The organism is Pseudomonas sp. IPO3747, from assembly GCF_013385245.1.
Taxonomy (GTDB): domain Bacteria; phylum Pseudomonadota; class Gammaproteobacteria; order Pseudomonadales; family Pseudomonadaceae; genus Aquipseudomonas; species Aquipseudomonas edaphica.
In genome coordinates this window covers 234,122-254,234 of sequence record NZ_JACAQL010000009.1, presented here as the reverse complement: position 1 = coordinate 254,234, position 20,113 = coordinate 234,122, and the positions used below count along the sequence as shown (strand labels likewise).

The 20,113-nt window shown below is 60.0% G+C and carries 22 protein-coding genes; 10 read left to right on the top strand and 12 right to left on the bottom strand.

What is annotated here, in order from left to right; genetic code table 11:
* Positions 1-317: 317 nt before the first annotated feature.
* A complete protein-coding gene (gene glnA / locus HX790_RS14395; RefSeq protein WP_017138628.1) occupies positions 318-1,724 on the top strand; it encodes a glutamate--ammonia ligase in 1,407 nt (468 codons plus the stop codon).
* A gap of 70 nt (positions 1,725-1,794) precedes the next feature.
* Here glnA and HX790_RS14390 read toward each other — a convergent pair whose 3' ends face one another.
* Positions 1,795-2,034, bottom strand: a complete 240-nt coding sequence (locus HX790_RS14390; protein WP_017138629.1) for a DUF6124 family protein — start codon at positions 2,032-2,034, stop codon at positions 1,795-1,797.
* A 347-nt stretch (positions 2,035-2,381) separates the two neighbouring features.
* On the opposite strand from HX790_RS14390, the gene HX790_RS14385 reads away from it, so the two are divergent.
* The 3 genes from HX790_RS14385 to ntrC all read left to right on the top strand — a co-directional run bounded on the left by HX790_RS14385 (position 2,382) and on the right by ntrC (position 5,909).
* Positions 2,382-3,017 (top strand): chorismate mutase, encoded by a 636-nt coding sequence (locus tag HX790_RS14385; RefSeq protein ID WP_370589419.1) that lies wholly within the window; start codon positions 2,382-2,384, stop codon positions 3,015-3,017.
* 373 nt (positions 3,018-3,390) lie between these two features.
* A complete protein-coding gene (gene glnL / locus HX790_RS14380; RefSeq protein ID WP_017138631.1) occupies positions 3,391-4,476 on the top strand; it encodes a nitrogen regulation protein NR(II) in 1,086 nt (361 codons plus the stop codon).
* On the top strand, positions 4,473-5,909 hold the full coding sequence (gene ntrC / locus HX790_RS14375) for a nitrogen regulation protein NR(I) (protein ID WP_017138632.1): 1,437 nt from the start codon (positions 4,473-4,475) through the stop codon (positions 5,907-5,909). Before glnL ends, ntrC begins: the two co-directional genes overlap by 4 nt.
* Positions 5,910-6,448: 539 nt before the next feature.
* Here the strand turns inward: ntrC and HX790_RS14370 are convergent.
* Positions 6,449-6,889: a hypothetical protein gene (locus HX790_RS14370; protein ID WP_017138633.1), complete on the bottom strand. Its 441-nt coding sequence runs from the start codon at positions 6,887-6,889 to the stop codon at positions 6,449-6,451.
* On the opposite strand from HX790_RS14370, the gene HX790_RS14365 reads away from it, so the two are divergent.
* Complete coding sequence (locus tag HX790_RS14365; protein WP_065930799.1) at positions 6,888-7,343, top strand: tRNA (cytidine(34)-2'-O)-methyltransferase; 456 nt, start codon at positions 6,888-6,890, stop codon at positions 7,341-7,343. The genes HX790_RS14370 and HX790_RS14365 overlap by 2 nt on opposite strands.
* A 149-nt stretch (positions 7,344-7,492) precedes the next feature.
* Here HX790_RS14365 and secB read toward each other — a convergent pair whose 3' ends face one another.
* The 3 genes from secB to HX790_RS14350 are packed head-to-tail and all read right to left on the bottom strand — an operon-like array spanning position 7,493 to position 8,684.
* Positions 7,493-7,972 (bottom strand): protein-export chaperone SecB, encoded by a 480-nt coding sequence (gene secB, locus HX790_RS14360; protein WP_012721755.1) that lies wholly within the window; start codon positions 7,970-7,972, stop codon positions 7,493-7,495.
* Between the two features lie 42 nt (positions 7,973-8,014).
* Positions 8,015-8,269 (bottom strand): glutaredoxin 3, encoded by a 255-nt coding sequence (grxC, locus tag HX790_RS14355; RefSeq protein WP_017138634.1) that lies wholly within the window; start codon positions 8,267-8,269, stop codon positions 8,015-8,017.
* Position 8,270: 1 nt separating this feature from the next.
* Positions 8,271-8,684, bottom strand: coding sequence for a rhodanese-like domain-containing protein (locus tag HX790_RS14350; protein WP_017138635.1), 414 nt, complete (start codon positions 8,682-8,684; stop codon positions 8,271-8,273).
* A gap of 151 nt (positions 8,685-8,835) precedes the next feature.
* Between HX790_RS14350 and gpmI the strand changes: the two genes are divergently transcribed.
* On the top strand, positions 8,836-10,362 hold the full coding sequence (gene gpmI, locus HX790_RS14345) for a 2,3-bisphosphoglycerate-independent phosphoglycerate mutase (RefSeq protein ID WP_176991714.1): 1,527 nt from the start codon (positions 8,836-8,838) through the stop codon (positions 10,360-10,362).
* A gap of 216 nt (positions 10,363-10,578) precedes the next feature.
* On the opposite strand, the gene HX790_RS14340 is transcribed toward gpmI, so the two are convergent.
* Positions 10,579-11,091: a PBECR2 nuclease fold domain-containing protein gene (locus HX790_RS14340; RefSeq protein WP_099549497.1), complete on the bottom strand. Its 513-nt coding sequence runs from the start codon at positions 11,089-11,091 to the stop codon at positions 10,579-10,581.
* A gap of 242 nt (positions 11,092-11,333) precedes the next feature.
* Between HX790_RS14340 and HX790_RS14335 the strand changes: the two genes are divergently transcribed.
* The 4 genes from HX790_RS14335 to HX790_RS14320 all read left to right on the top strand — a co-directional run bounded on the left by HX790_RS14335 (position 11,334) and on the right by HX790_RS14320 (position 16,098).
* Entirely contained in the window at positions 11,334-12,629 is a 1,296-nt protein-coding gene (locus HX790_RS14335; protein ID WP_017138638.1) for a murein hydrolase activator EnvC, read from the top strand.
* A gap of 30 nt (positions 12,630-12,659) precedes the next feature.
* Positions 12,660-13,973 (top strand): S41 family peptidase, encoded by a 1,314-nt coding sequence (locus HX790_RS14330; RefSeq protein ID WP_017138639.1) that lies wholly within the window; start codon positions 12,660-12,662, stop codon positions 13,971-13,973.
* A gap of 1 nt (position 13,974) precedes the next feature.
* The gene (locus HX790_RS14325; RefSeq protein WP_099549498.1) at positions 13,975-14,760 is read left to right on the top strand and encodes a divergent polysaccharide deacetylase family protein; all 786 of its coding nucleotides are present in this window, start codon (positions 13,975-13,977) and stop codon (positions 14,758-14,760) included.
* A gap of 63 nt (positions 14,761-14,823) precedes the next feature.
* Positions 14,824-16,098, top strand: coding sequence for a Vps62-related protein (locus tag HX790_RS14320; RefSeq protein ID WP_176991713.1), 1,275 nt, complete (start codon positions 14,824-14,826; stop codon positions 16,096-16,098).
* Here HX790_RS14320 and HX790_RS14315 read toward each other — a convergent pair.
* From HX790_RS14315 to hisB, 6 genes are all read right to left on the bottom strand, one after another.
* Complete coding sequence (locus HX790_RS14315; RefSeq protein WP_017138642.1) at positions 16,051-16,806, bottom strand: ABC transporter substrate-binding protein; 756 nt, start codon at positions 16,804-16,806, stop codon at positions 16,051-16,053. The two genes, HX790_RS14320 and HX790_RS14315, sit on opposite strands and share 48 nt — an antisense overlap.
* Positions 16,807-16,872: 66 nt before the next feature.
* Positions 16,873-17,643: an imidazole glycerol phosphate synthase subunit HisF gene (hisF, locus tag HX790_RS14310; protein ID WP_017138643.1), complete on the bottom strand. Its 771-nt coding sequence runs from the start codon at positions 17,641-17,643 to the stop codon at positions 16,873-16,875.
* Between the two features lie 9 nt (positions 17,644-17,652).
* Positions 17,653-18,390, bottom strand: a complete 738-nt coding sequence (gene hisA, locus HX790_RS14305) for a 1-(5-phosphoribosyl)-5-[(5-phosphoribosylamino)methylideneamino]imidazole-4-carboxamide isomerase (protein WP_176991712.1) — start codon at positions 18,388-18,390, stop codon at positions 17,653-17,655.
* A gap of 39 nt (positions 18,391-18,429) precedes the next feature.
* Positions 18,430-18,687, bottom strand: a complete 258-nt coding sequence (locus HX790_RS14300) for a DUF2164 domain-containing protein (RefSeq protein WP_058421837.1) — start codon at positions 18,685-18,687, stop codon at positions 18,430-18,432.
* Positions 18,687-19,325: an imidazole glycerol phosphate synthase subunit HisH gene (hisH, locus tag HX790_RS14295; protein ID WP_017138644.1), complete on the bottom strand. Its 639-nt coding sequence runs from the start codon at positions 19,323-19,325 to the stop codon at positions 18,687-18,689. Before hisH ends, HX790_RS14300 begins: the two co-directional genes overlap by 1 nt.
* Positions 19,325-19,918, bottom strand: coding sequence for an imidazoleglycerol-phosphate dehydratase HisB (gene hisB, locus HX790_RS14290; RefSeq protein WP_017138645.1), 594 nt, complete (start codon positions 19,916-19,918; stop codon positions 19,325-19,327). The genes hisH and hisB overlap by 1 nt, the downstream gene beginning before the upstream one ends.
* Positions 19,919-20,113 lie beyond the last annotated feature (195 nt).

Below are 20,113 nucleotides of genomic sequence, written 5' to 3'. Positions count from 1 at the left end.
GGCCTGCTGAAAAAGGGGGGCGCGGATTATAGCGGAAATCGCTCAAGGTTTAACCAGTTAATATGCATCACAGACGCAACGCACCAAAACGGGTCATTTGCGCAAATTAACGCTACATTGCAGTGCGTTATTTATTCCGCTTCAGCGGATTGCACCGTTATAGGGGCCATTTTGAGGCAAAAAGGCCATGTTGGCGCACTGGCATGCAATTTGCTCTCTTGTGAGGCAGGTTGCCTTGGTCGAGTATTCGCGCCGGCATCACCCACATTCTAAGGGCTAACTCCACTACCCCAGCCCGAAGCCACCCGGAGGACACCATGTCGAAGTCGGTTCAACTCATCAAAGATCATGACGTTAAATGGATTGATCTGCGCTTCACGGACACTAAAGGTACTCAGCACCACGTGACCATGCCGGCTCGCGACGCGCTGGATGATGCGTTCTTCGAAGAAGGCAAAATGTTCGACGGTTCCTCCATTGCCGGCTGGAAAGGCATCGAAGCTTCCGACATGATCCTGATGCCGGACGACAGCACTGCCGTACTCGACCCGTTCACCGAAGACCCAACCCTGATCATCGTCTGCGACGTGATCGAGCCTTCGACCATGCAAGGCTACGACCGCGACCCACGTGCGATCGCCAAGCGCGCTGAGGAATACCTGAAGTCGACCGGTATCGGCGACACCGTATTCGTAGGCCCGGAGCCAGAGTTCTTCATCTTTGATTCGGTCAAGTTCAAGTCCGACATCTCCGGTTCCATGTTCAAGATCTTCTCCGAACAAGGTTCGTGGATGTCTGACCAGGACATCGAAGGCGGCAACAAAGGCCACCGTCCAGGTATCAAAGGTGGTTACTTCCCGGTTCCGCCGTTCGACCACGACCACGAAATCCGTACCTCCATGTGCAACGCCATGGAAGAGATGGGCCTGGTCATCGAAGTTCACCACCACGAAGTGGCGACTGCCGGCCAGAACGAAATCGGCGTGAAGTTCAACACCCTGGTAGCCAAGGCTGACGAAGTTCAGACCCTGAAGTACTGCGTACACAACGTGGCTGATGCCTACGGCCGTACCGCTACCTTCATGCCTAAGCCACTGTACGGCGATAACGGTTCGGGTATGCACGTTCACCTGTCCATCGCCAAAGATGGCAAGAACACCTTCGCTGGCGAAGGTTATGCCGGCCTGTCCGACACTGCCCTGTACTTCATCGGCGGTATCATCAAGCACGGTAAGGCCCTGAACGGCTTCACCAACCCGTCGACCAACTCCTACAAGCGTCTGGTGCCAGGTTTCGAAGCACCGGTAATGCTGGCCTACTCGGCGCGTAACCGTTCCGCTTCGATCCGTATTCCTTACGTGTCCAGCCCTCGCGCTCGCCGTATCGAAGCGCGCTTCCCGGACCCGGCAGCTAACCCATACCTGGCCTTCGCTGCGCTGGTAATGGCTGGCCTGGACGGTATCCAGAACAAGATCCACCCAGGCGACGCCGCCGACAAAAACTTGTACGACCTGCCGCCTGAAGAGGCCAAAGAGATCCCACAAGTGTGCGGCAGCCTGAAAGAAGCCCTGGAAGAGCTGGACAAGGGCCGTGCGTTCCTGACCAAAGGCGGCGTATTCAGCGACGACTTCATCGATGCCTACATCGAGCTGAAAAGCGAAGAAGAAATCAAAGTACGCACCTTCGTACACCCACTGGAATACGAGCTGTACTACAGCTGCTGATCCGGTAGCGCTGCTTAACGCGGCGTAACGAAAAAGACCTCCTTCGGGAGGTCTTTTTTTTGCCTGGCGTTTAGCGAGCCGGGGCGTGGCGGTCGAGCATGTTGCCCACCATCAAGGTGCCGAGGGCACTGAGCTGGTGAATGGCCAGGACGGTATCGCGGTGTTTGCCTTCCAGCGCCTCGGACAAATCAAGCAACAAGGTGCTGACCGAGGAGAAGGCTTCGAAGCTGTTGATCAGCAGGGATTCGTCGTCGCTGCCAGGGTCGATGGTGAAGACGGATGGAGGCGGATTTGGCGTTGGTTTGAACATTTTCTACATTCCTCTAATGAGGCCGCCTTCGCTTCGCTACTAAACGAAAGGGTGGCGGCTGTGCGCAGGTTAGTAGACCGGTGAATGTAGAAGCCCGGCGCATCCGAGGATGCCCTGCGCACAGCCACCATCAAGCACAGATTTGGGAAATCTGATTGATGGAGAATGCACGGCCTACAATTCGAATCCAGGCTACTAAACCTGATCGCTGATGAGCAGCGACCGAGCAACCTTAGAGACGACAAGCCAGCCGTACAAGCCGGCGGATTCTGGCGCACCTGTAGGCAAGCACGCAAGCTAAGGTAGCCTCTGGCTGACACTGCCCAAAATCTGCAAACCCAATCAAAATGTGGGAGCTGGCTTGCCTGCGATGGCATCCGCTGGGTATACCTGATGCCCCGAGTTGCCCGCATCGCAGGCAAGCCAGCTCCCACAGGAGATCCGCTTTGAAACATCGACTTGTGTTCGCTCTGTTATTTGTCAGCGTCAGTGCCAGCGCAGCGCCGCCCACTCTGGAGCCTTTGCTCAACAGCATCGCCGAACGCCTGGAGATTGCCGATCAGGTGGCCCTGAGCAAATGGGACAGCCACAAGCCCGTAGAGGACAAAAAGCGCGAACAAGAGGTGATCGCCAGCGTCGTCGCCCAGGCGCCCAACTACAAACTCGACCCTTCTGCCGCCGAGCAGTTTTTCTCGGCGCAGATCGAGGCCAATAAACTGGTGCAGTACACCCACCTGTCCGACTGGCAGTTCCAGGGCAAAGCCCCGGACGACCCGCGCCCGGATCTGGTGAAGCAGATTCGGCCGCAACTGGACCAACTGCAAAAAAACCTGCTGCAGCAACTGGCCGACTTCACCCCGCAGCGCACCGACCCGCAATGCCCGCAGTGGCTGGCCACCGCCGTGCATGAGCCGCTGAATGATCCGCTGCGCCAACTGGCAATGATCCGCGCCACCGCCGAGCTGTGCATCTACAAAGGTTAAAGCCTGCAAACCCAATCAAAACTGTGGGAGCTGGCTTGCCTGCGATAGCAATGGTGAATGTGCCACCGCTATCGCAGGCAAGCCAGCTCCCACATTGACTCCGCTCCTCCAGACAATTTTTCGCCAGCCACCACTTCCTGAACAACCTTCACAAAACCGCACTATATTGGTGCGACAGCCTGCACACTTCCCACCCGTCCAGCCCATTTTGGTTCGATTCTTCTCGATCAAGCTGGCAGAACGCCACAGTTTCGCGCCTAAAACCCTTATTTCAGGGGTTTAACGCTTCTTTTCGGAGCCTTGGTTTGGTTTTTGCATTTTCCTTGTATCAGCGTGTGCCTCAAGCCCGCGCCTTGCTCCAAAAGAGGTCCCGATGACCATCAGCGATGCACTGCACCGTTTGTTACTCGACAACCTGACCACCGCGACCATCCTGCTCAATGACGACCTGCGTCTTGAGTACATGAACCCGGCGGCGGAGATGCTCCTGGCCATCAGTGGTCAGCGCAGCCATGGGCAGTTCATCAGCGAATTGTTCACCGAGTCGGCCGAGGCCTTGAGTTCGTTGCGCCAGGCCGTGGAGCAGGCGCACCCGTTCACCAAGCGCGAAGCGATGCTCACCGCCCTCACCGGCCAGACCCTGACGGTCGACTACGCCGTGACCCCGATTTTGAGCAACGGCGCGACCCTGCTGCTGCTCGAAGTGCACCCGCGCGACCGTCTGCTGCGCATTACTAAAGAAGAAGCGCAGCTGTCCAAACAGGAAACCAGCAAGATGCTGGTGCGCGGCCTGGCCCACGAGATCAAGAACCCGCTCGGCGGCATTCGTGGCGCGGCGCAATTACTGGCCCGTGAGCTGCCGGAGGAACACCTCAAGGACTACACCAACGTCATCATCGAGGAGGCCGACCGCCTGCGTAACCTGGTGGACCGCATGCTCGGCTCCAACAAGTTGCCGTCCCTGGCGATGACCAACGTGCACGAAGTGCTGGAGCGCGTGTGCCAGCTGGTCGAGGCCGAAAGCCAAGGCTGCATCACTCTGGTGCGCGACTACGACCCAAGCATTCCCGACGTATTGATCGACCGCGAGCAGATGATCCAGGCGGTGCTCAATATCGTGCGCAACGCCATGCAGGCCATCAGCAGCCAGAACGAACTGCGCCTGGGCCGCATCAGCCTGCGCACCCGCGCCCTGCGCCAGTTCACCATCGGCCATGTGCGCCACCGCCTGGTCACCAAGGTCGAGATCATCGACAACGGCCCCGGCATTCCTGCGGAACTGCAGGAAACCATCTTCTTTCCCATGGTCAGCGGCCGCCCGGACGGTACCGGGCTGGGCCTGGCCATTACCCAGAACATCATCAGCCAGCACCAGGGCCTGATCGAATGTGAAAGCCATCCCGGCCACACCACGTTCTCGATCTTCCTGCCATTGGAACAAGGAGCCCCCACGACATGAGCCGTAGTGAAACTGTCTGGATCGTCGATGACGACCGTTCTATCCGCTGGGTCCTCGAGAAAGCCTTGCAACAGGAAGGCATGACCACCCAGAGCTTCGACAGCGCCGACGGGGTGATGAGCCGCCTGGCGCGTCAGCAGCCGGACGTGATCATCTCCGACATCCGCATGCCCGGCGCCAGTGGCCTGGACTTGCTGGCGCGGATCCGCGAGCAGCACCCGCGTTTGCCGGTGATCATAATGACCGCGCACTCGGATCTGGACAGCGCTGTCGCGTCTTATCAGGGCGGCGCCTTTGAATACCTGCCTAAACCGTTCGATGTGGACGAGGCCGTGGCGCTGGTCAAGCGCGCCAACCAGCACGCCCAGGAACAACAAAGCCAGGAAGCCCCGCCAGCCCTGACCCGCACCCCGGAAATCATCGGTGAAGCACCGGCGATGCAGGAAGTGTTTCGCGCCATCGGGCGTTTGAGCCACTCCAACATCACCGTGTTGATCAACGGCGAGTCGGGCACCGGTAAAGAGCTTGTCGCTCATGCGCTGCACCGTCACAGCCCACGGGCGGCTTCGCCGTTTATCGCGCTGAACATGGCGGCGATTCCGAAGGACTTAATGGAGTCCGAGCTGTTTGGCCATGAAAAAGGCGCGTTCACCGGCGCGGCCAACCTGCGTCGCGGGCGCTTTGAACAGGCGGACGGCGGCACGCTGTTTCTGGATGAAATCGGCGATATGCCGGCTGACACTCAGACGCGCTTGCTGCGTGTACTGGCTGACGGCGAGTTCTACCGCGTCGGCGGGCACACGCCGGTCAAGGTCGACGTGCGCATCATTGCGGCGACCCACCAGAACCTCGAAACCCTGGTACACGCGGGCAAGTTCCGTGAGGACTTGTTTCACCGCCTCAACGTAATCCGCATCCACATCCCACGCATGTCGGACCGCCGCGAAGACATCCCTACCCTCGCCCGCCACTTCCTCAGCCGCGCCGCGCAAGAATTGGCGGTGGAGCCGAAGCTGCTCAAAAGCGAGACCGAGGAATACCTCAAGAACCTGCCGTGGCCGGGCAACGTGCGTCAGTTGGAGAACACCTGCCGCTGGATCACGGTGATGGCGTCCGGGCGTGAGGTGCACATCAGCGACCTGCCACCGGAGCTGTTGAGCCTGCCGCAGGATTCGGCTCCTGTGACCAACTGGGAGCAAGCGCTGCGCCAGTGGGCCGACCAGGCTTTGGCACGCGGCCAGTCGAACCTGCTGGACAGCGCCGTACCGGCCTTCGAGCGCATCATGATCGAAACCGCCTTGAAGCATACCGCCGGCCGCCGCCGCGACGCCGCCGTGCTGCTCGGCTGGGGCCGTAACACCTTGACGCGCAAGATCAAGGAGCTGGGGATGAAGGTCGATGGCGGGGATGATGATGAGGGTGATGAAGCCTAACTGCTGATCGTTCCCACGCTCGGCGTGGGAACGCCTCCCCGGACGCTCCGCGTCCGAGGCTCACCGCAAGTTCAGATCTGTGCACTGGTGACGCGGAGCGTCACACGATGCATTCCCACGCGGAGCGTGGGAACGATCAGGTGGAGTGCACCGCTTCAATGCACCATGAACTAGCATCGCGCACATCCAGCCAGCCTGAAACACCCGCCGAATCAAGAAAACATCAAACCGCAAAAACACCAAAGCCCCGTATTCCGGGGCTTTGCGCTTTCTGGCGAAATTTTTTGGCACACATTGCAACTTCTGGCACGCGCCCTGCAATAACCCTTACATCACCCAGTTTCGGGGACCTTGGTACAGGCAGGCCGAGAATCCCCTCTTTACACCCGGGGTGCTTGATGCGGATCGCGTCGCGCCCCACACCCGTTTCGGGAACCTCGGTACAGGCAGGCCGGGGATTCCCTCTTTAACACCGAAGCCTTGCAAGGCTTCACCCCGTTTTGGGAGCCCTGGTACAGGCAGGCCGGGAACTCCCTCTTTTATTCCTCGCGCAGATGGATCTGCAGCCGCCAGCGACCCTCGGCCTTCTCCCCTTTCCATTCCCCGCGCAACGGCCGAGCCGCCACCAGGTTCAGCAGCAGGCCGCCATCGGTCTTGCGAACGCGCCAATTCACGTCCTTGTCGTTGACCTTGAGTTGCCCGCTGGCAGCCTTGCCTTGCGCGCCGAACAGCAGCGCCACGGTGCCGTCGATATGTTCGCCGTGCAGCTTGGGTTCACTGTTGAACCACACCACCACGCCGTCTGCCGCTGTTTCTACCTGCTGCAACTCAACCGGATCCGGCGTGGTCAGGCGACCGATCATCAGCCCAATCATCAAGCCAACAATCGCCAGTGAGCCCATCACCCGTGGCAATAGCTTCGGCCTTGGGTCGTCTTCAGGGGTAGAATGCAACGCATCTTTGCCTTCGGAGCCGTGCATGTTTCACGTCATCCTTTTTCAACCAGAAATTCCGCCGAATACCGGCAACGTTATCAGGCTGTGCGCCAACAGTGGCTGCCACCTGCATTTGATCGAGCCGCTGGGCTTTGACATGGACGACAAACGCCTGCGCCGCGCCGGGCTGGACTACCACGAGTACGCCACGCTCAAGCGCCACGCCGATTTGGCCAGTTGCCTGGAAAGCCTCGGCCACCCACGGCTGTTCGCGTTCACCACCAAGGGCTCGCGGCCGTTTCATGATGCCAGCTTTGCCGAAGGCGACGCCTTCCTGTTCGGCCCGGAAAGCCGTGGCCTGCCGGCCGAGGTGCTCGATGCCCTGCCCGAGGGCCATCGCCTGCGTTTGCCGATGCGCGAGGGTTGCCGCAGCTTGAACCTGTCCAATACCGTGGCCGTCGCGGTCTATGAAGGCTGGCGCCAGCTCGGCTTTAAGTAACGCATAAACAAAATGTGGGAGCAGACCTGTGTGGGAGCTGGCTTGCCTGCGATGCAGTCACCTCGGTGTATCAGTGATACTGAGGTGATGCTATCGCAGGCAAGCCAGCTCCCACACAAGCCCGCTCCCACATTTTTTATCGCGTCAACTTACTGAACAGTCGACGAACCTTCCTGTTGCATGCGCTGCAGCTCTTGCGCGTACAGGGCATCGAAGTTCACCGGCGCCAGCATCAGCGCAGGGAACGAGCCACGGGTGACCAGGCTGTCCAGGGTCTCACGGGCATACGGGAACAGGATGTTCGGGCAGAACGCGCCCAGGGTGTGGCTCATGGACGCTTCGTCCAGGCCCTGGATCAGGAAGATACCAGCCTGTTGCACTTCAGCGATGAAGGCTACTTCTTCGCCGTTCTTAACAGTCACGGACAAGGTCAGCACGACTTCGTGGAAGTCGCCTTCCAGAGCCTTTTGACGGGTATTCAGGTCCAGCGCAACGCTTGGGGTCCATTCCTGACGGAAGATGGCCGGGCTTTTCGGCGCTTCGAACGACAGGTCACGCACGTAGATCCGCTGCAGCGAAAACTGTGGGCCTTGAGCTTCTGCTGCTTCGGTGTTCTGTTGGTCAGTCATCGCAGATCCTTCTTGATCTTGGGGTCTTTTAGGGTTTAGGAGTCAGACGAGCAGCAGCGCATCGAGTTTACCGGCGCGCTCCAGAGCGAACAGGTCATCGCATCCACCGACATGCTTGTCACCGATCCAGATCTGCGGCACGGACGTGCGTCCCGCTTTCTTGGTCATTTCGGCGCGCACCTGGGGTTTGCCGTCGACCTTGATCTCTTCGAAGGCAATGCCCTTCTTCTCAAGCAGGGCCTTGGCCCGCATGCAGTAGGGGCACCAATCGCTGGAGTAAACGACAACCTGGCTCATATCACTTCACCAGCGGCAGGTTATCGGCCTTCCAGCTGCCAATACCGCCGGACAGTTTGGCGGCGGTGAAACCGGCTTTGAGCATCTCGCGGGCGTGGGTGCCGGCGTGCTGGCCTTGGGCGTCGACCAGAATAATGGTCTTGGCCTTGTGTTTTTCCAGCTCGGGCAAGCGTGCGATCAGCTTGTCCTGTGGAATGTTCAGGGCGCCGACGATATGGCCGGCGGCGAAATCCTTGGCCGGGCGAATATCCACGACAACGGCCTCATCCTTGTTGACCAGCGCGGTCAGCTCCGACGTGCTCAGGCTGCGGCCACCGCGGCTCATTTCATGAGCGATCAGCAGCGCCAGCAGGATGACGAAGGCACCCGCGAGCAGGTAGTGGGCAGTGGCAAATGCAATCAGGTGATCAACCATCAAGGAGGTTCCAGGGCGTTAAAATGGCGGTAAGTATACACAGCCGTCAGGGGCGGCCAACCCCCGTAAAGCGGTGACGTGGTCGGAACTTCGCTTTAAACTGCTACTCCCTTTTAGATTGCCTTCCTTTATTACCGCCGCGAGAGGATCTATGACTACTACGCCTAAACCTTTGGTCCTGATAATTCTCGATGGCTTCGGACACAGTGAAAGCCACCACGACAACGCCGTGTACTCGGCCAAGAAGCCGGTACTCGACCGCCTGACCGCCACCGTGCCCAACGGCCTGATCTCCGGTTCCGGCATGGATGTAGGCTTGCCGGACGGCCAGATGGGCAACTCGGAAGTCGGCCACATGAACCTCGGCGCCGGACGAGTGGTATACCAAGACTTCACACGCGTGACCAAATCGATCCGCGACGGCGAGTTCTTCGAGAACCCGACCATCTGCGCGGCGGTGGATAAAGCCGTAGCCGCCGGCAAGGCCGTGCACTTCATGGGCCTGTTGTCCGACGGCGGCGTTCACAGCCACCAGGATCACTTGGTCGCCATGGCCGAGCTGGCCTTCAAGCGCGGCGCCGACAAGATTTACCTGCACGCCTTCCTCGACGGCCGCGACACACCGCCTAAAAGCGCGCAGTCGTCCATCGAACTGCTCGACGCCACCTTCGCCGCGCTTGGCAAGGGCCGTATCGCCAGCCTGGTCGGCCGTTACTTCGCCATGGACCGCGACAACCGTTGGGACCGTGTCTCCCAGGCTTATAACCTGATCGTCGACGGCCAGGCCGAATTCAACGCCGCCACCGCCCAGGAAGGCCTGGAAGCCGCCTACGCGCGTGGCGAGAGCGATGAGTTCGTCAAAGCCACCACCATCGGCGAGCCGGTGAAAGTGGAAGACGGCGACGCCGTAGTGTTCATGAACTTCCGCGCCGACCGTGCCCGCGAACTGAGCCATGTATTCGTTGACGCCGGTTTCAAAGACTTCGAGCGCGCCCGCCAGCCGAAGGTCGAGTTCGTCATGCTCACCCAATACGCCGCCAACATCCCGGCCCCGGCAGCTTTTGCCCCGGGCAGCCTGGAAAACGTGCTGGGCGATTACCTGGCGAAAAACGGCAAGACCCAGCTGCGCATCGCCGAAACCGAGAAATACGCCCACGTGACCTTCTTCTTCTCCGGCGGCCGTGAAGAACCGTTCCCGGGCGAAGAGCGCATCCTGATCCCGTCGCCCAAAGTCGCCACCTACGACCTGCAGCCGGAAATGAGCGCGCCGGAAGTCACCGACAAGATCGTCGATGCCATCGAACACCAGCGTTACGACGTGATCGTGGTCAACTACGCCAACGGCGACATGGTCGGCCACAGCGGCAACCTGCAAGCAGCTGTAAAAGCCGTGGAATGCCTGGACCTGTGCGTCGGCCGTATCGTCGACGCCCTGGAGAAAGTCGGCGGCGAGGCACTGATCACCGCCGACCACGGCAACTGCGAGCAGATGTCCGACGAATCCACCGGGCAAGCCCATACCGCCCACACCACCGAGCCGGTGCCGTTCATCTATGTCGGCAAGCGCGACCTGAAAATGCGTGAAGGCGGCGTGCTGGCGGACGTGGCGCCGACCATGCTGAAGCTGATGGGGTTGGAGAAGCCGAAAGAGATGACCGGTACTTCGATTCTGGTCTGAAACAGTTCGGGGGTTGCTCAAAGCGAGTAGCCCGTCAATAATGAAGGTGAGCGCGAAACCAGTTGCCTCCAGCGGCGATAACTGGCGTAGGAACCCCGTTGATGACTGGACATCAGCGTAGGGTGAGACCTCCACACCCCTGCTTGAGGGTGTGTATATGAATATCAAGCGCTCTAACTTAGGGCAGTTCGAGAGAACTGCCCTTTTCTTTGCCTGTTATAAAAGTTGGTAGCGTTTGTAAAGCAGCTCCCCATGGCGATGCTTATTCAGCGCCTTGGCATCGGTCTGCATGAAATTCCACAACACATTGCCTGCCTGGATATTCACCACCACCAGCATTTGTCGCTTGGTTTCATAAGCACCGATGAACGCCAGCCGAGCCGAGCCGTCGCTATAGGCGACACGCCAGATTTCCAGAGGCCCTGTCAGCGTATCCAGCGCGAATTTTACGTATCGTTCTCTGGCATCCTGCCGCTTTTCAACAATGTGCCCCAGCGTCGTGCGCTGGATCAACACCCTGCCCAGAGGGGAATCTATACAAACCTGAGGGCATGTCGAATCGGTAATCCCCAGATTTGAAGCTACGATATCGACAGCATCGGCAATGTCTTTGCCCGCCAACACCTCCTCGAGTGCGCAAGATCGTAGAGCCCGATCAAGGCTACGCAGGTCGGGCAATCCGTAATCGAGCCAGGTTTGCTGGCCTTTTGACTCATGAACACCGGACATTGCCGATCGCGCCAACTGACTGATTAGAGGGCTCGTGAGTCTATTCTCAGCAGCAAAAACCAGTGCAGGTGGAGCGTTTCAAAGCGTTTCTTCGATAGTGTTTAACCTTCAAACCGCCCAATTAAATCGCCCTGAAAGGCTTTTTATGACGAACGCCTCAAAGCAGATGGCGTTGAGGCGTTTTTTTTGCGGCGCTTGGCGGGCATACTAGGCCGTCCATTTCCCTGGTGTCGCCCGCCTCTATGCTTCGCGCCTTGATTTCCCTCGCTCTTGTCTGCCTGCTCCAACCGGCGTTTGCCGATGAGCGCGCACAAACCCAACAACAGTTGGACGCTACGCGTCAGGACATTACCGAGCTGAAAAAGCTGCTCGGCAAGCTCCAGGAAGAAAAATCCGGGGTGCAGAAAGACCTGCGCGGCACGGAAACCGAGATGGGCAAGCTCGAGAAGCAGGTCCAGGAGCTACAAAAAGAATTAAAGAAGAGCGAGTCGGAACTGGAGCGACTCGACGCTGAGAAAAAAAAACTCCAGAGCGCACGCGTTGAACAGCAACGCCTGATCGCGATCCAGGCCCGCGCCGCCTACCAGAGTGGCCGCCAGGAATACCTCAAGCTGCTGCTCAACCAGCAGAACCCGGAGAAATTCGCGCGCACCCTCACTTACTACGACTACCTGAGCAAGGCGCGCCTGGCACAATTAAAGGGTTTTAATGAAACCCTGCGCCAGTTGGCCAATGTCGAGCAGGAAATCGCCGACCAGCAGTCGCAACTGATGGATCAGAAAACCGCCCTCGACACTCAGCGCGACCAGTTGGACAAGGTGCGCAAGGAGCGCCAGCAAGCCCTGGCCAAGCTCAACAATGACGTGAAGGCCCGCGACGCCAAGCTGCAGGCCCGCGAACAAGACCAGGCCGACTTGGGCAAAGTGCTCAAAACCATCGAGGAAACCCTGGCTCGCCAGGCACGTGAGGCTGAAGAAGCGCGGCAAAAAGCGCTGATTGCCCAGCAGGAAGCAGAAAAAAAGCGCCAGCGTGAAGCCGAGCTGGCCGCTACCACTGATGCGCCAGCGCCGCGTAAACCGGCGCGTGCAGCGCCCGGGCCGCTGGTTTCCAGCTCCGGCGAGAACTTCGGCGGCCCTTTTGCTTCAGCCCGCGGCAAACTTCCATGGCCCGTTGATGGTCGACTGCTGGCACGCTTTGGTGAAACCCGTGGCGATGACACCCGCGCCAAGTGGGATGGGGTGATGATCAGCGCCGCCGCCGGCAGCCAGGTCCACGCCGTTCACGGTGGCCGTGTGGTGTTTGCCGATTGGCTGCGCGGGGCCGGTTTGTTGGTGATTCTTGACCACGGCAATGGCTATTTGAGCCTTTACGGCCACAATCAGACATTACTCAAGTCGGCAGGTGATGTTGTAAAAGCCGGTGAATCCATCTCCACTGTCGGTAACAGTGGTGGCCAGGACACCCCGGCGCTGTACTTCGCTATTCGTCAGCAGGGCCGCCCGAGCGACCCTGCACAATGGTGCCGTTCCCAAGGATAGGGCTGCACCTACATTAGGAGTTCGTTCGACATGCTGCATTTGTCCCGCCTCACTTCGCTGGCCCTGACGATCGCCCTGGTGATCGGCGCGCCGCTGGCTTTTGCCGACCAGGCTGCATCGGCACCCGCCGCCACCGCAGCGACCACCAAGGCGCCGCTGCCGCTGGACGAGCTGCGTACCTTTGCCGAGGTCATGGACCGGATCAAGGCAGCCTATGTCGAACCCGTAGACGACAAGACCCTGCTGGAAAATGCCATCAAGGGCATGCTCAGCAACCTCGACCCGCACTCCGCCTACCTGGGGCCGGAAGACTTTGCCGAGCTGCAGGAAAGCACCAGCGGTGAATTCGGCGGCCTGGGCATCGAAGTCGGCTCCGAAGATGGCCAGATCAAAGTGGTCTCGCCGATCGATGACACGCCTGCGTCCAAGGCGGGCATTCAGGCCGGCGACTTGATCGTGAAGATCAACGGCCAACCAACCCGTGGCCAGACCATGACCGAAGCCGTCGACAAGATGCGCGGCAAGCTCGGCCAGAAAATCACCCTGACCCTGGTACGCGACGGCGGCAACCCGTTTGACGTGACCCTGGCCCGCGCGACCATCACGGTCAAGAGCGTGAAGAGCCAGCTGCTGGAGTCGGGCTACGGTTACATCCGTATCACCCAGTTCCAGGTCAAGACCGGCGACGAAGTGGCCAAGGCCCTGGCCAAACTGCGCAAAGACAACGGCAAGAAACTCAACGGCATCGTGCTCGACCTGCGTAACAACCCAGGCGGCGTGCTGCAGTCGGCGGTTGAAGTGGTCGACCACTTCATCACCAAAGGCCTGATTGTTTACACCAAAGGCCGTATCGCCAACTCCGAGTTGCGCTTCTCGGCCACCGGCAACGACCTGAGCGAAGGCGTGCCACTGGCCGTGCTGATCAACGGCGGCAGCGCTTCGGCGTCGGAAATCGTCGCCGGTGCCCTGCAAGACCAGAAACGCGGCGTGCTGATGGGCACCACCAGCTTCGGCAAAGGCTCGGTGCAAACCGTATTGCCGCTGAACAACGACCGCGCCCTGAAGATCACTACGGCGCTGTACTACACGCCGAACGGTCGCTCGATCCAGGCCCAGGGCATCGTGCCGGACATCGAGGTGCGCAGGGCCAAGATCACCAACGAGGTCGACAGCGAGTACTACAAAGAGGCCGACCTTCAAGGTCACTTGGGCAATGGCAACGGCGGCGCCGACCAGCCGACCGGCAGCGGCAGCAAAGCCAAGCCGATGCCGCAGGACGACGACTATCAACTGGCCCAGGCGCTGAGCCTGCTTAAAGGCCTGAGCATTACGCGCAGCCGTTGATATGCGTTTTGCCCTGATTATCGCTGTGCTGTGCAGCCTGGCCGGAATCGCCCATGCGACTCCGGCCGACGCGCCTCGCAAAGCCTACCTGACCCTTATCATCGACGACCTGGGACAAAACCTGCCCCGGGACCGTCGTGTGCTGGCCCTGCCTGGGCCGGTGACCACGGCGATCATGCCCGACACGCCCCACGCCGCCGAATTTGCCCGTGAGGCGCACAAGGCCGGCAAGATCGTGATCCTGCATATGCCCATGGACCCGGCCACCGGCCCGTTCGCCTGGCACCCCGACTTGCCTATCGAAGAACTCGGCAAACGCCTGGACGCCGCCTTCAAGGTTGTGCCCTATACCGCCGGCATCAACAACCATATGGGCAGCCGCATGACCGCCCAGCCAGCGGCGATGGCGTGGCTGATGGCTGAGCTGCAACGGCGCAACAAGTTCTTTGTCGACAGCCGCACCAGCGCACAGACCGTCGCCGCCGCCGAGGCGCAGAAGATCGGGCTGGCGCATGTGTCGCGGGATGTTTTCCTGGATGACGAACGCACCGAAGCGGCGATTGCCACACAACTGCAAACCGCGATCAAGCTGGCCCACAAGCAGGGCTCGGTGGTGATGATCGGCCACCCTTACCCGCAAACGCTGGCGGTACTGGAGCGTGAGTTGCCCAAGCTCAAGGCCCAGGGCATCGACTGGATTGATATCAAGTTGATGATCAGCGTGCGCAGCAACCTAGCCATGGCTGCACACGGTAAAAACGGGACGTATCTTCCGGCGCGTAGATAGTTACCGCTCGGTACCGAGTGCACTGCTCGATAGTTGATGCTCCCATCAACTGGAGAGCCCTCCATGAAGCCTCTGCAATTCAATGACCTGCTCATCAGCTTTACCAGCGAGTTTCTGCCGCTGTGGAACGACAAGGGGTCGGGCGCGCACAAAGCCGTCGGCCTCTGGCGGCCGAGCACCGCCTCCGATGCACTGAGACCGTTTTTTACCTTGGGTGATATTGCGGTCGACCACTATCGCAATATCAACCACGGCAACGTTGTCGCCGTCGTCAGCGACGCGAACAACGTCGACGGCACGGCCCTGCGTGCGCCCGTCGATTATCAATTGGTGTGGCAGGATGAAGGCTCCGGAGCGCTGAGCAATGCATCTATCTGGCGCCCGCTGCCGCCAGAGGGCTATGTGGCGATGGGGCTGGTGTACGGCGTGGACTACGACAAACCCTCACGCCATGCCGTGCGGTGCGTGCGAAAAGACCTGGTGATGGCCGCTCAAACGGGCGAATTGATCTGGGACGATAAAGGCAGCGGCGCCACCAACGACTTAAGCCTCTGGTCGGTGACACCTCCCGATGCACCCGCCGGCGAAATATACCTCGCCCCCGGCACCTTCATAGGCCATGGCGACTATGCCAAGCCAAGCCTTGAGGCCTATTCACTGCGCCTGACATTGACAGCGCAACTGCACGACCTGCCGCCACCGCCCGCGCTCAGCGGGTACGAAAGCCCGGGCAATGATGAATCCGTCCACACGCCTCAGGTGTGTGAGCTGCCATGGTTCTGTGTCAAAGACCCGGAGTTGGCCGTGATCGAACAGTTTCAGGCATCGCCCACCTACCGCCTGGAGCGCACGGACCGCCACCTGTGTGTCGGCTTTGGGCACAACACCGAAGCTACCAGTCAGCCATTCATGTGGACGGCCGCGAAAGGTGAAGTAAGCGGGACTGCCAAGGCACTGGCGGCCAACACCAGTATCGGTCTGGGCAAAGAGTGGCCGGTGGGCGAACACGTCTTCGAATTGAGTTTTTCGGCGCACCTGGATCGCGACTTCACACACACGCAGCGCTCGGCGAAAGGCTGGGACCAGGCTTCGTCGCTGGAAATCATCACTTATGTTCCGCCGAAAAAAGCCGTTGCGGCGTACCTTGTCCAAAGCGAATACCGCCTGCTGCGACAAGACGGCAGTCAGGTTTCAAGCACCGCCAGCTATACCAATGGTGACCACGTGTACATGAGCGAGTCTCCAAACGCAGAGGTGCTGCCTGATGAGTCACCTCAAGCAGAGCCCGAACTAGAGGTAACGGGCCATGATCTGATCGACACCACCCTCACCCCGTAACTGCTCGAGTGCCGCCTGAAGCTTGGCCACCACCTCATCCGGCACGTCTTTGTTCAGCGCCAGGTACAACTGGGCGCTGTTGAAGCGCAGCACGGTTTTCAGCTGGGTCACCCCCACCTGGCGAGCCAGATAACGGCCCGCCGGATCACCGGTGGCCCACAGGTCGATCTGCCCATCCACCAGTTTTTGCGCATTGTCCTGATCACGCAGCGCAACGATGGGCTTAAGGCCCTGCTTTTCCAGGGTCTCGGCAATGGCATCACCTTTGTAGGCGCCGACCTTGTATCGACGAGCCTGTTCAAGGTCTGTCAGCTCAATCTTGCTGTCGGCCTTGGCCAGCATCACCCAATCATCCGGGCCGATGGGGCCGACCCATTTGAACAGGGCTTCGCGGTCTGGCAGGCGCGCCATCACAAAGACACCGTAGCCGGGCTTTTCCAGGGCGAGTTTGTAGATGCGCTCCCAAGGGAAACGCAGAGTCAGGTTGTAGGAAATGCCCGCACGCTTGAACGTCTCGCGCACGATATCGACGGCGATGCCCTCGATGTTTTCTTCCTTGGCGAAGTTCTTGCCGTTTTTCGCCATGTTGTAAGGCGGGAAGTTTTCCGTCAGCAACACCAGGGAGGCGTCAGACGGTTCTTCGGCGTGAGCCGAGCCCGTCAACAGAATGGACGTACTGGCGAGAGCAAGCAGAAGGGTCTTGAACATGAAGGCTACCGGAATCCATGGCAAGCGCAGAGAGTGCCCCGCGCCTGCCAGGGTGTCCAGCAGCGTTTAGCGAACGACGATACCGCGCGCGGCCATATAGGCTTTGGCCTCAGGCACGGTGTATTCGCCAAAGTGGAAAATGCTCGCCGCCAGCACCGCACTGGCGTGGCCTTCGATCACGCCGTCGGCCAGGTGCTGCAGGTTGCCGACGCCGCCGGAGGCGATCACCGGAATGCCCAGCGCATCGCTGATGGCGCGGGTCACGCCCAGGTCGAAGCCGTTTTTCATGCCGTCCTGGTCCATGCTGGTCAGCAGGATTTCACCGGCGCCCAGGGCTTCCATCTTCATCGCCCATTCCACCGCGTCCAGGCCGGTCGGCTTGCGACCGCCGTGGGTGAAGATCTCCCAGCGCGGGGTTTCGCCCGGGCCGGAGACCTTCTTGGCGTCGATGGCGACCACGATGCATTGCGAGCCGAAGTGCTGCGCGGCTTCGCCGACGAACTCCGGGTTGAACACGGCGGCGGTGTTGATCGAGACCTTGTCCGCACCGGCGTTGAGCAGGTTGCGGATGTCTTGCACGGTACGCACGCCACCGCCCACGGTCAGCGGGATAAACACCTGGCTGGCCATGCGCTCGACGGTATGCAGGGTGGTGTCGCGGCCGTCGACGCTGGCGGTGATGTCGAGAAAGGTAATCTCGTCGGCACCTTGCTCATCGTAGCGACGGGCGATTTCCACCGGGTCACCGGCATCGCGGATGTTCTCGAACTTGACGCCCTTGACCACGCGACCGTTGTCGACGTCCAGGCAAGGGATGATGCGTTTGGCCAGCGCCATGGTCAGTCCTCAGCCGTTGTAGGCGTCGCAGTAAGCCTGGGCTTCGGCGACGTCCAAAGTACCTTCGTAGATCGCGCGACCAGTGATGGCGCCGATGATGCCGGGCGCCTTGGCGTCCAGCAGCGACTTGATATCGCCCAGGTTGTGAATGCCACCGGAGGCGATCACCGGGATCCTGGCTGCAGCGGCCAGCGCAGCGGTGAACGGCACGTTGCAGCCCTGCATCATGCCGTCTTTGGCGATGTCGGTATAAACAATGGCGGACACGCCGTCGGCTTCGAACTGCTTGGCCAGGTCGATGACCTGCACGGTGCTGATTTCAGCCCAGCCGTCGGTGGCGACGAAACCGTCTTTGGCGTCCAGGCCCACGATGACTTTGCCCGGAAACGCGCGGCAGGCTTCGGCGACAAAGGCCGGGTCTTTCACGGCCTTGGTGCCGATGATCACGTAGCTCACGCCAGCCTTGACGTAGTGCTCGATGGTTTCCAGGGAGCGAATGCCGCCGCCGATCTGGATCGGCAGGTTCGGGTAGCGCTTGGCGATGGCAGTAACCACTTCGCCATTGACTGGCTGGCCTTCGAAGGCGCCGTTCAAGTCCACCAGATGCAGACGACGGCAGCCCCCTTCTACCCATTTGGCAGCCATGCTCACCGGGTCATCGGAGAACACGGTGGAGTCTTCCATGCGGCCTTGGCGCAGGCGTACACAAGCGCCGTCCTTGAGATCGATAGCGGGGATAATCAGCATCTGGCAAACCTTATTCGATATTCAGCAATGCTTGGGAAATCAGGGTTTCTCAAGCGACCACAGGTCGCTTTCGATGCTTTCGAACCTTTCTTTAAGGAGCGTCTGCGTGTCGAAAATCGCCCTGTTGTAATAGTGCGGCGCCACTTCGGTGGTGAACAGCTCAAGAATCTCGGCGACCTCGAACGAGCCCAACTTGAGTTCGAAGCGGTCCTCCATGAAACGCTTGATCTTGTCGGTCGCCTCACGCTCCTGTTCGGGCGCGAGGTTCAAGATCGGCGGCTTCGGCTTCTTGGCCATTACCAGCGACCATCCCACGCGGCGAAGTTCTGCAGCAATTGCAGGCCATGGGTATGGCTCTTCTCCGGATGGAACTGCACGGCAAAGCGCGAACCGTCGGCCAGCGCTGCGGCGAAGTCGACGCCATAATGCCCGCCACCCACCACTTGGCGCGGGTTGCCAGCATTGATGTAGTAGCTGTGCACAAAGTAGAAACGCGCCAGGTCCGGAATGTCGTGCCACAGCGGGTGATCGACGGTCTGGCTGACTTCGTTCCAGCCCATATGGGGCACTTTCAAGTGCGCGCCGTCTTCGTGCAGGTCTTTGCCAAAGAACTTCACCTGGCCGGGGAACAGGCCGATGCAGTCGACGCCGCCGTTCTCTTCACTGCTGTCGAGCAAGGCTTGCATGCCCACGCAGATGCCGAGGAACGGGCGGTCCTGGCTGACTTCGCGCACCAGGCTGTCAAAGCCCAGGCGGCGGATCTCGGCCATGCAATCGCGAATCGCGCCGACGCCGGGGAACACCACGCGGTCGGCTTCGCGAATCACATTGGCGTCGCTGGTGATCAGCACCTTGCCGGCGCCCACGTGCTCGAGCGCCTTGGCCACCGAGTGCAGGTTACCCATGCCGTAATCGATAACCGCGACCGTCTGCATTACAGAACGCCCTTGGTCGACGGCATTTGCCCGGCCATGCGGTCATCCAGCTCTACGGCCATGCGCAGTGCGCGGCCGAATGCCTTGAACACGGTTTCGATCTGGTGGTGGGTGTTGGTGCCGCGCAGGTTGTCGATGTGCAGGCTGACGAGTGCGTGGTTGACGAAGCCCTGGAAAAACTCCTGGAACAGGTCGACATCGAAGCCGCCCACGGTAGCGCGGGTGTACGGCACATGCATCTGCAGGCCTGGGCGGCCGGAGAAGTCGATGACCACACGCGACAGCGCTTCGTCCAGCGGGACATAAGCGTGGCCGTAGCGACGGATACCTTTTTTGTCGCCGATGGCCTTGGCAAATGCCTGGCCGAGGGTGATGCCTACGTCTTCCACCGTGTGGTGGTCGTCGATATGCAGGTCGCCCTTGCTGACGATATCCAGGTCGATCAGCCCATGACGGGCGATCTGGTCCAGCATGTGCTCAAGAAAAGGTACACCGATATCAAATCGGGCCTTTCCGGTGCCATCCAGGTTGATCGAGGCTTTGATCTGGGTTTCCAGAGTGTCGCGCTCGACGGATACCTTACGTTCGGCCATCACCAGCTCCGCAAAATCATTGGGCGAAAAAGGCAGCCATTATAGGGGCGCGGGCGCTAAACAGAAACATCGAAGGGGATAAGACTGATGGAGTGTCGGGGATAGACATGTGCATACAAGCAGGCGCTCCAGGATGGTGCGCCCCGCCGCTGTCTTGAAACAAGTAGAGATCCAGTGTGGGAGCTGGCTTGTGTG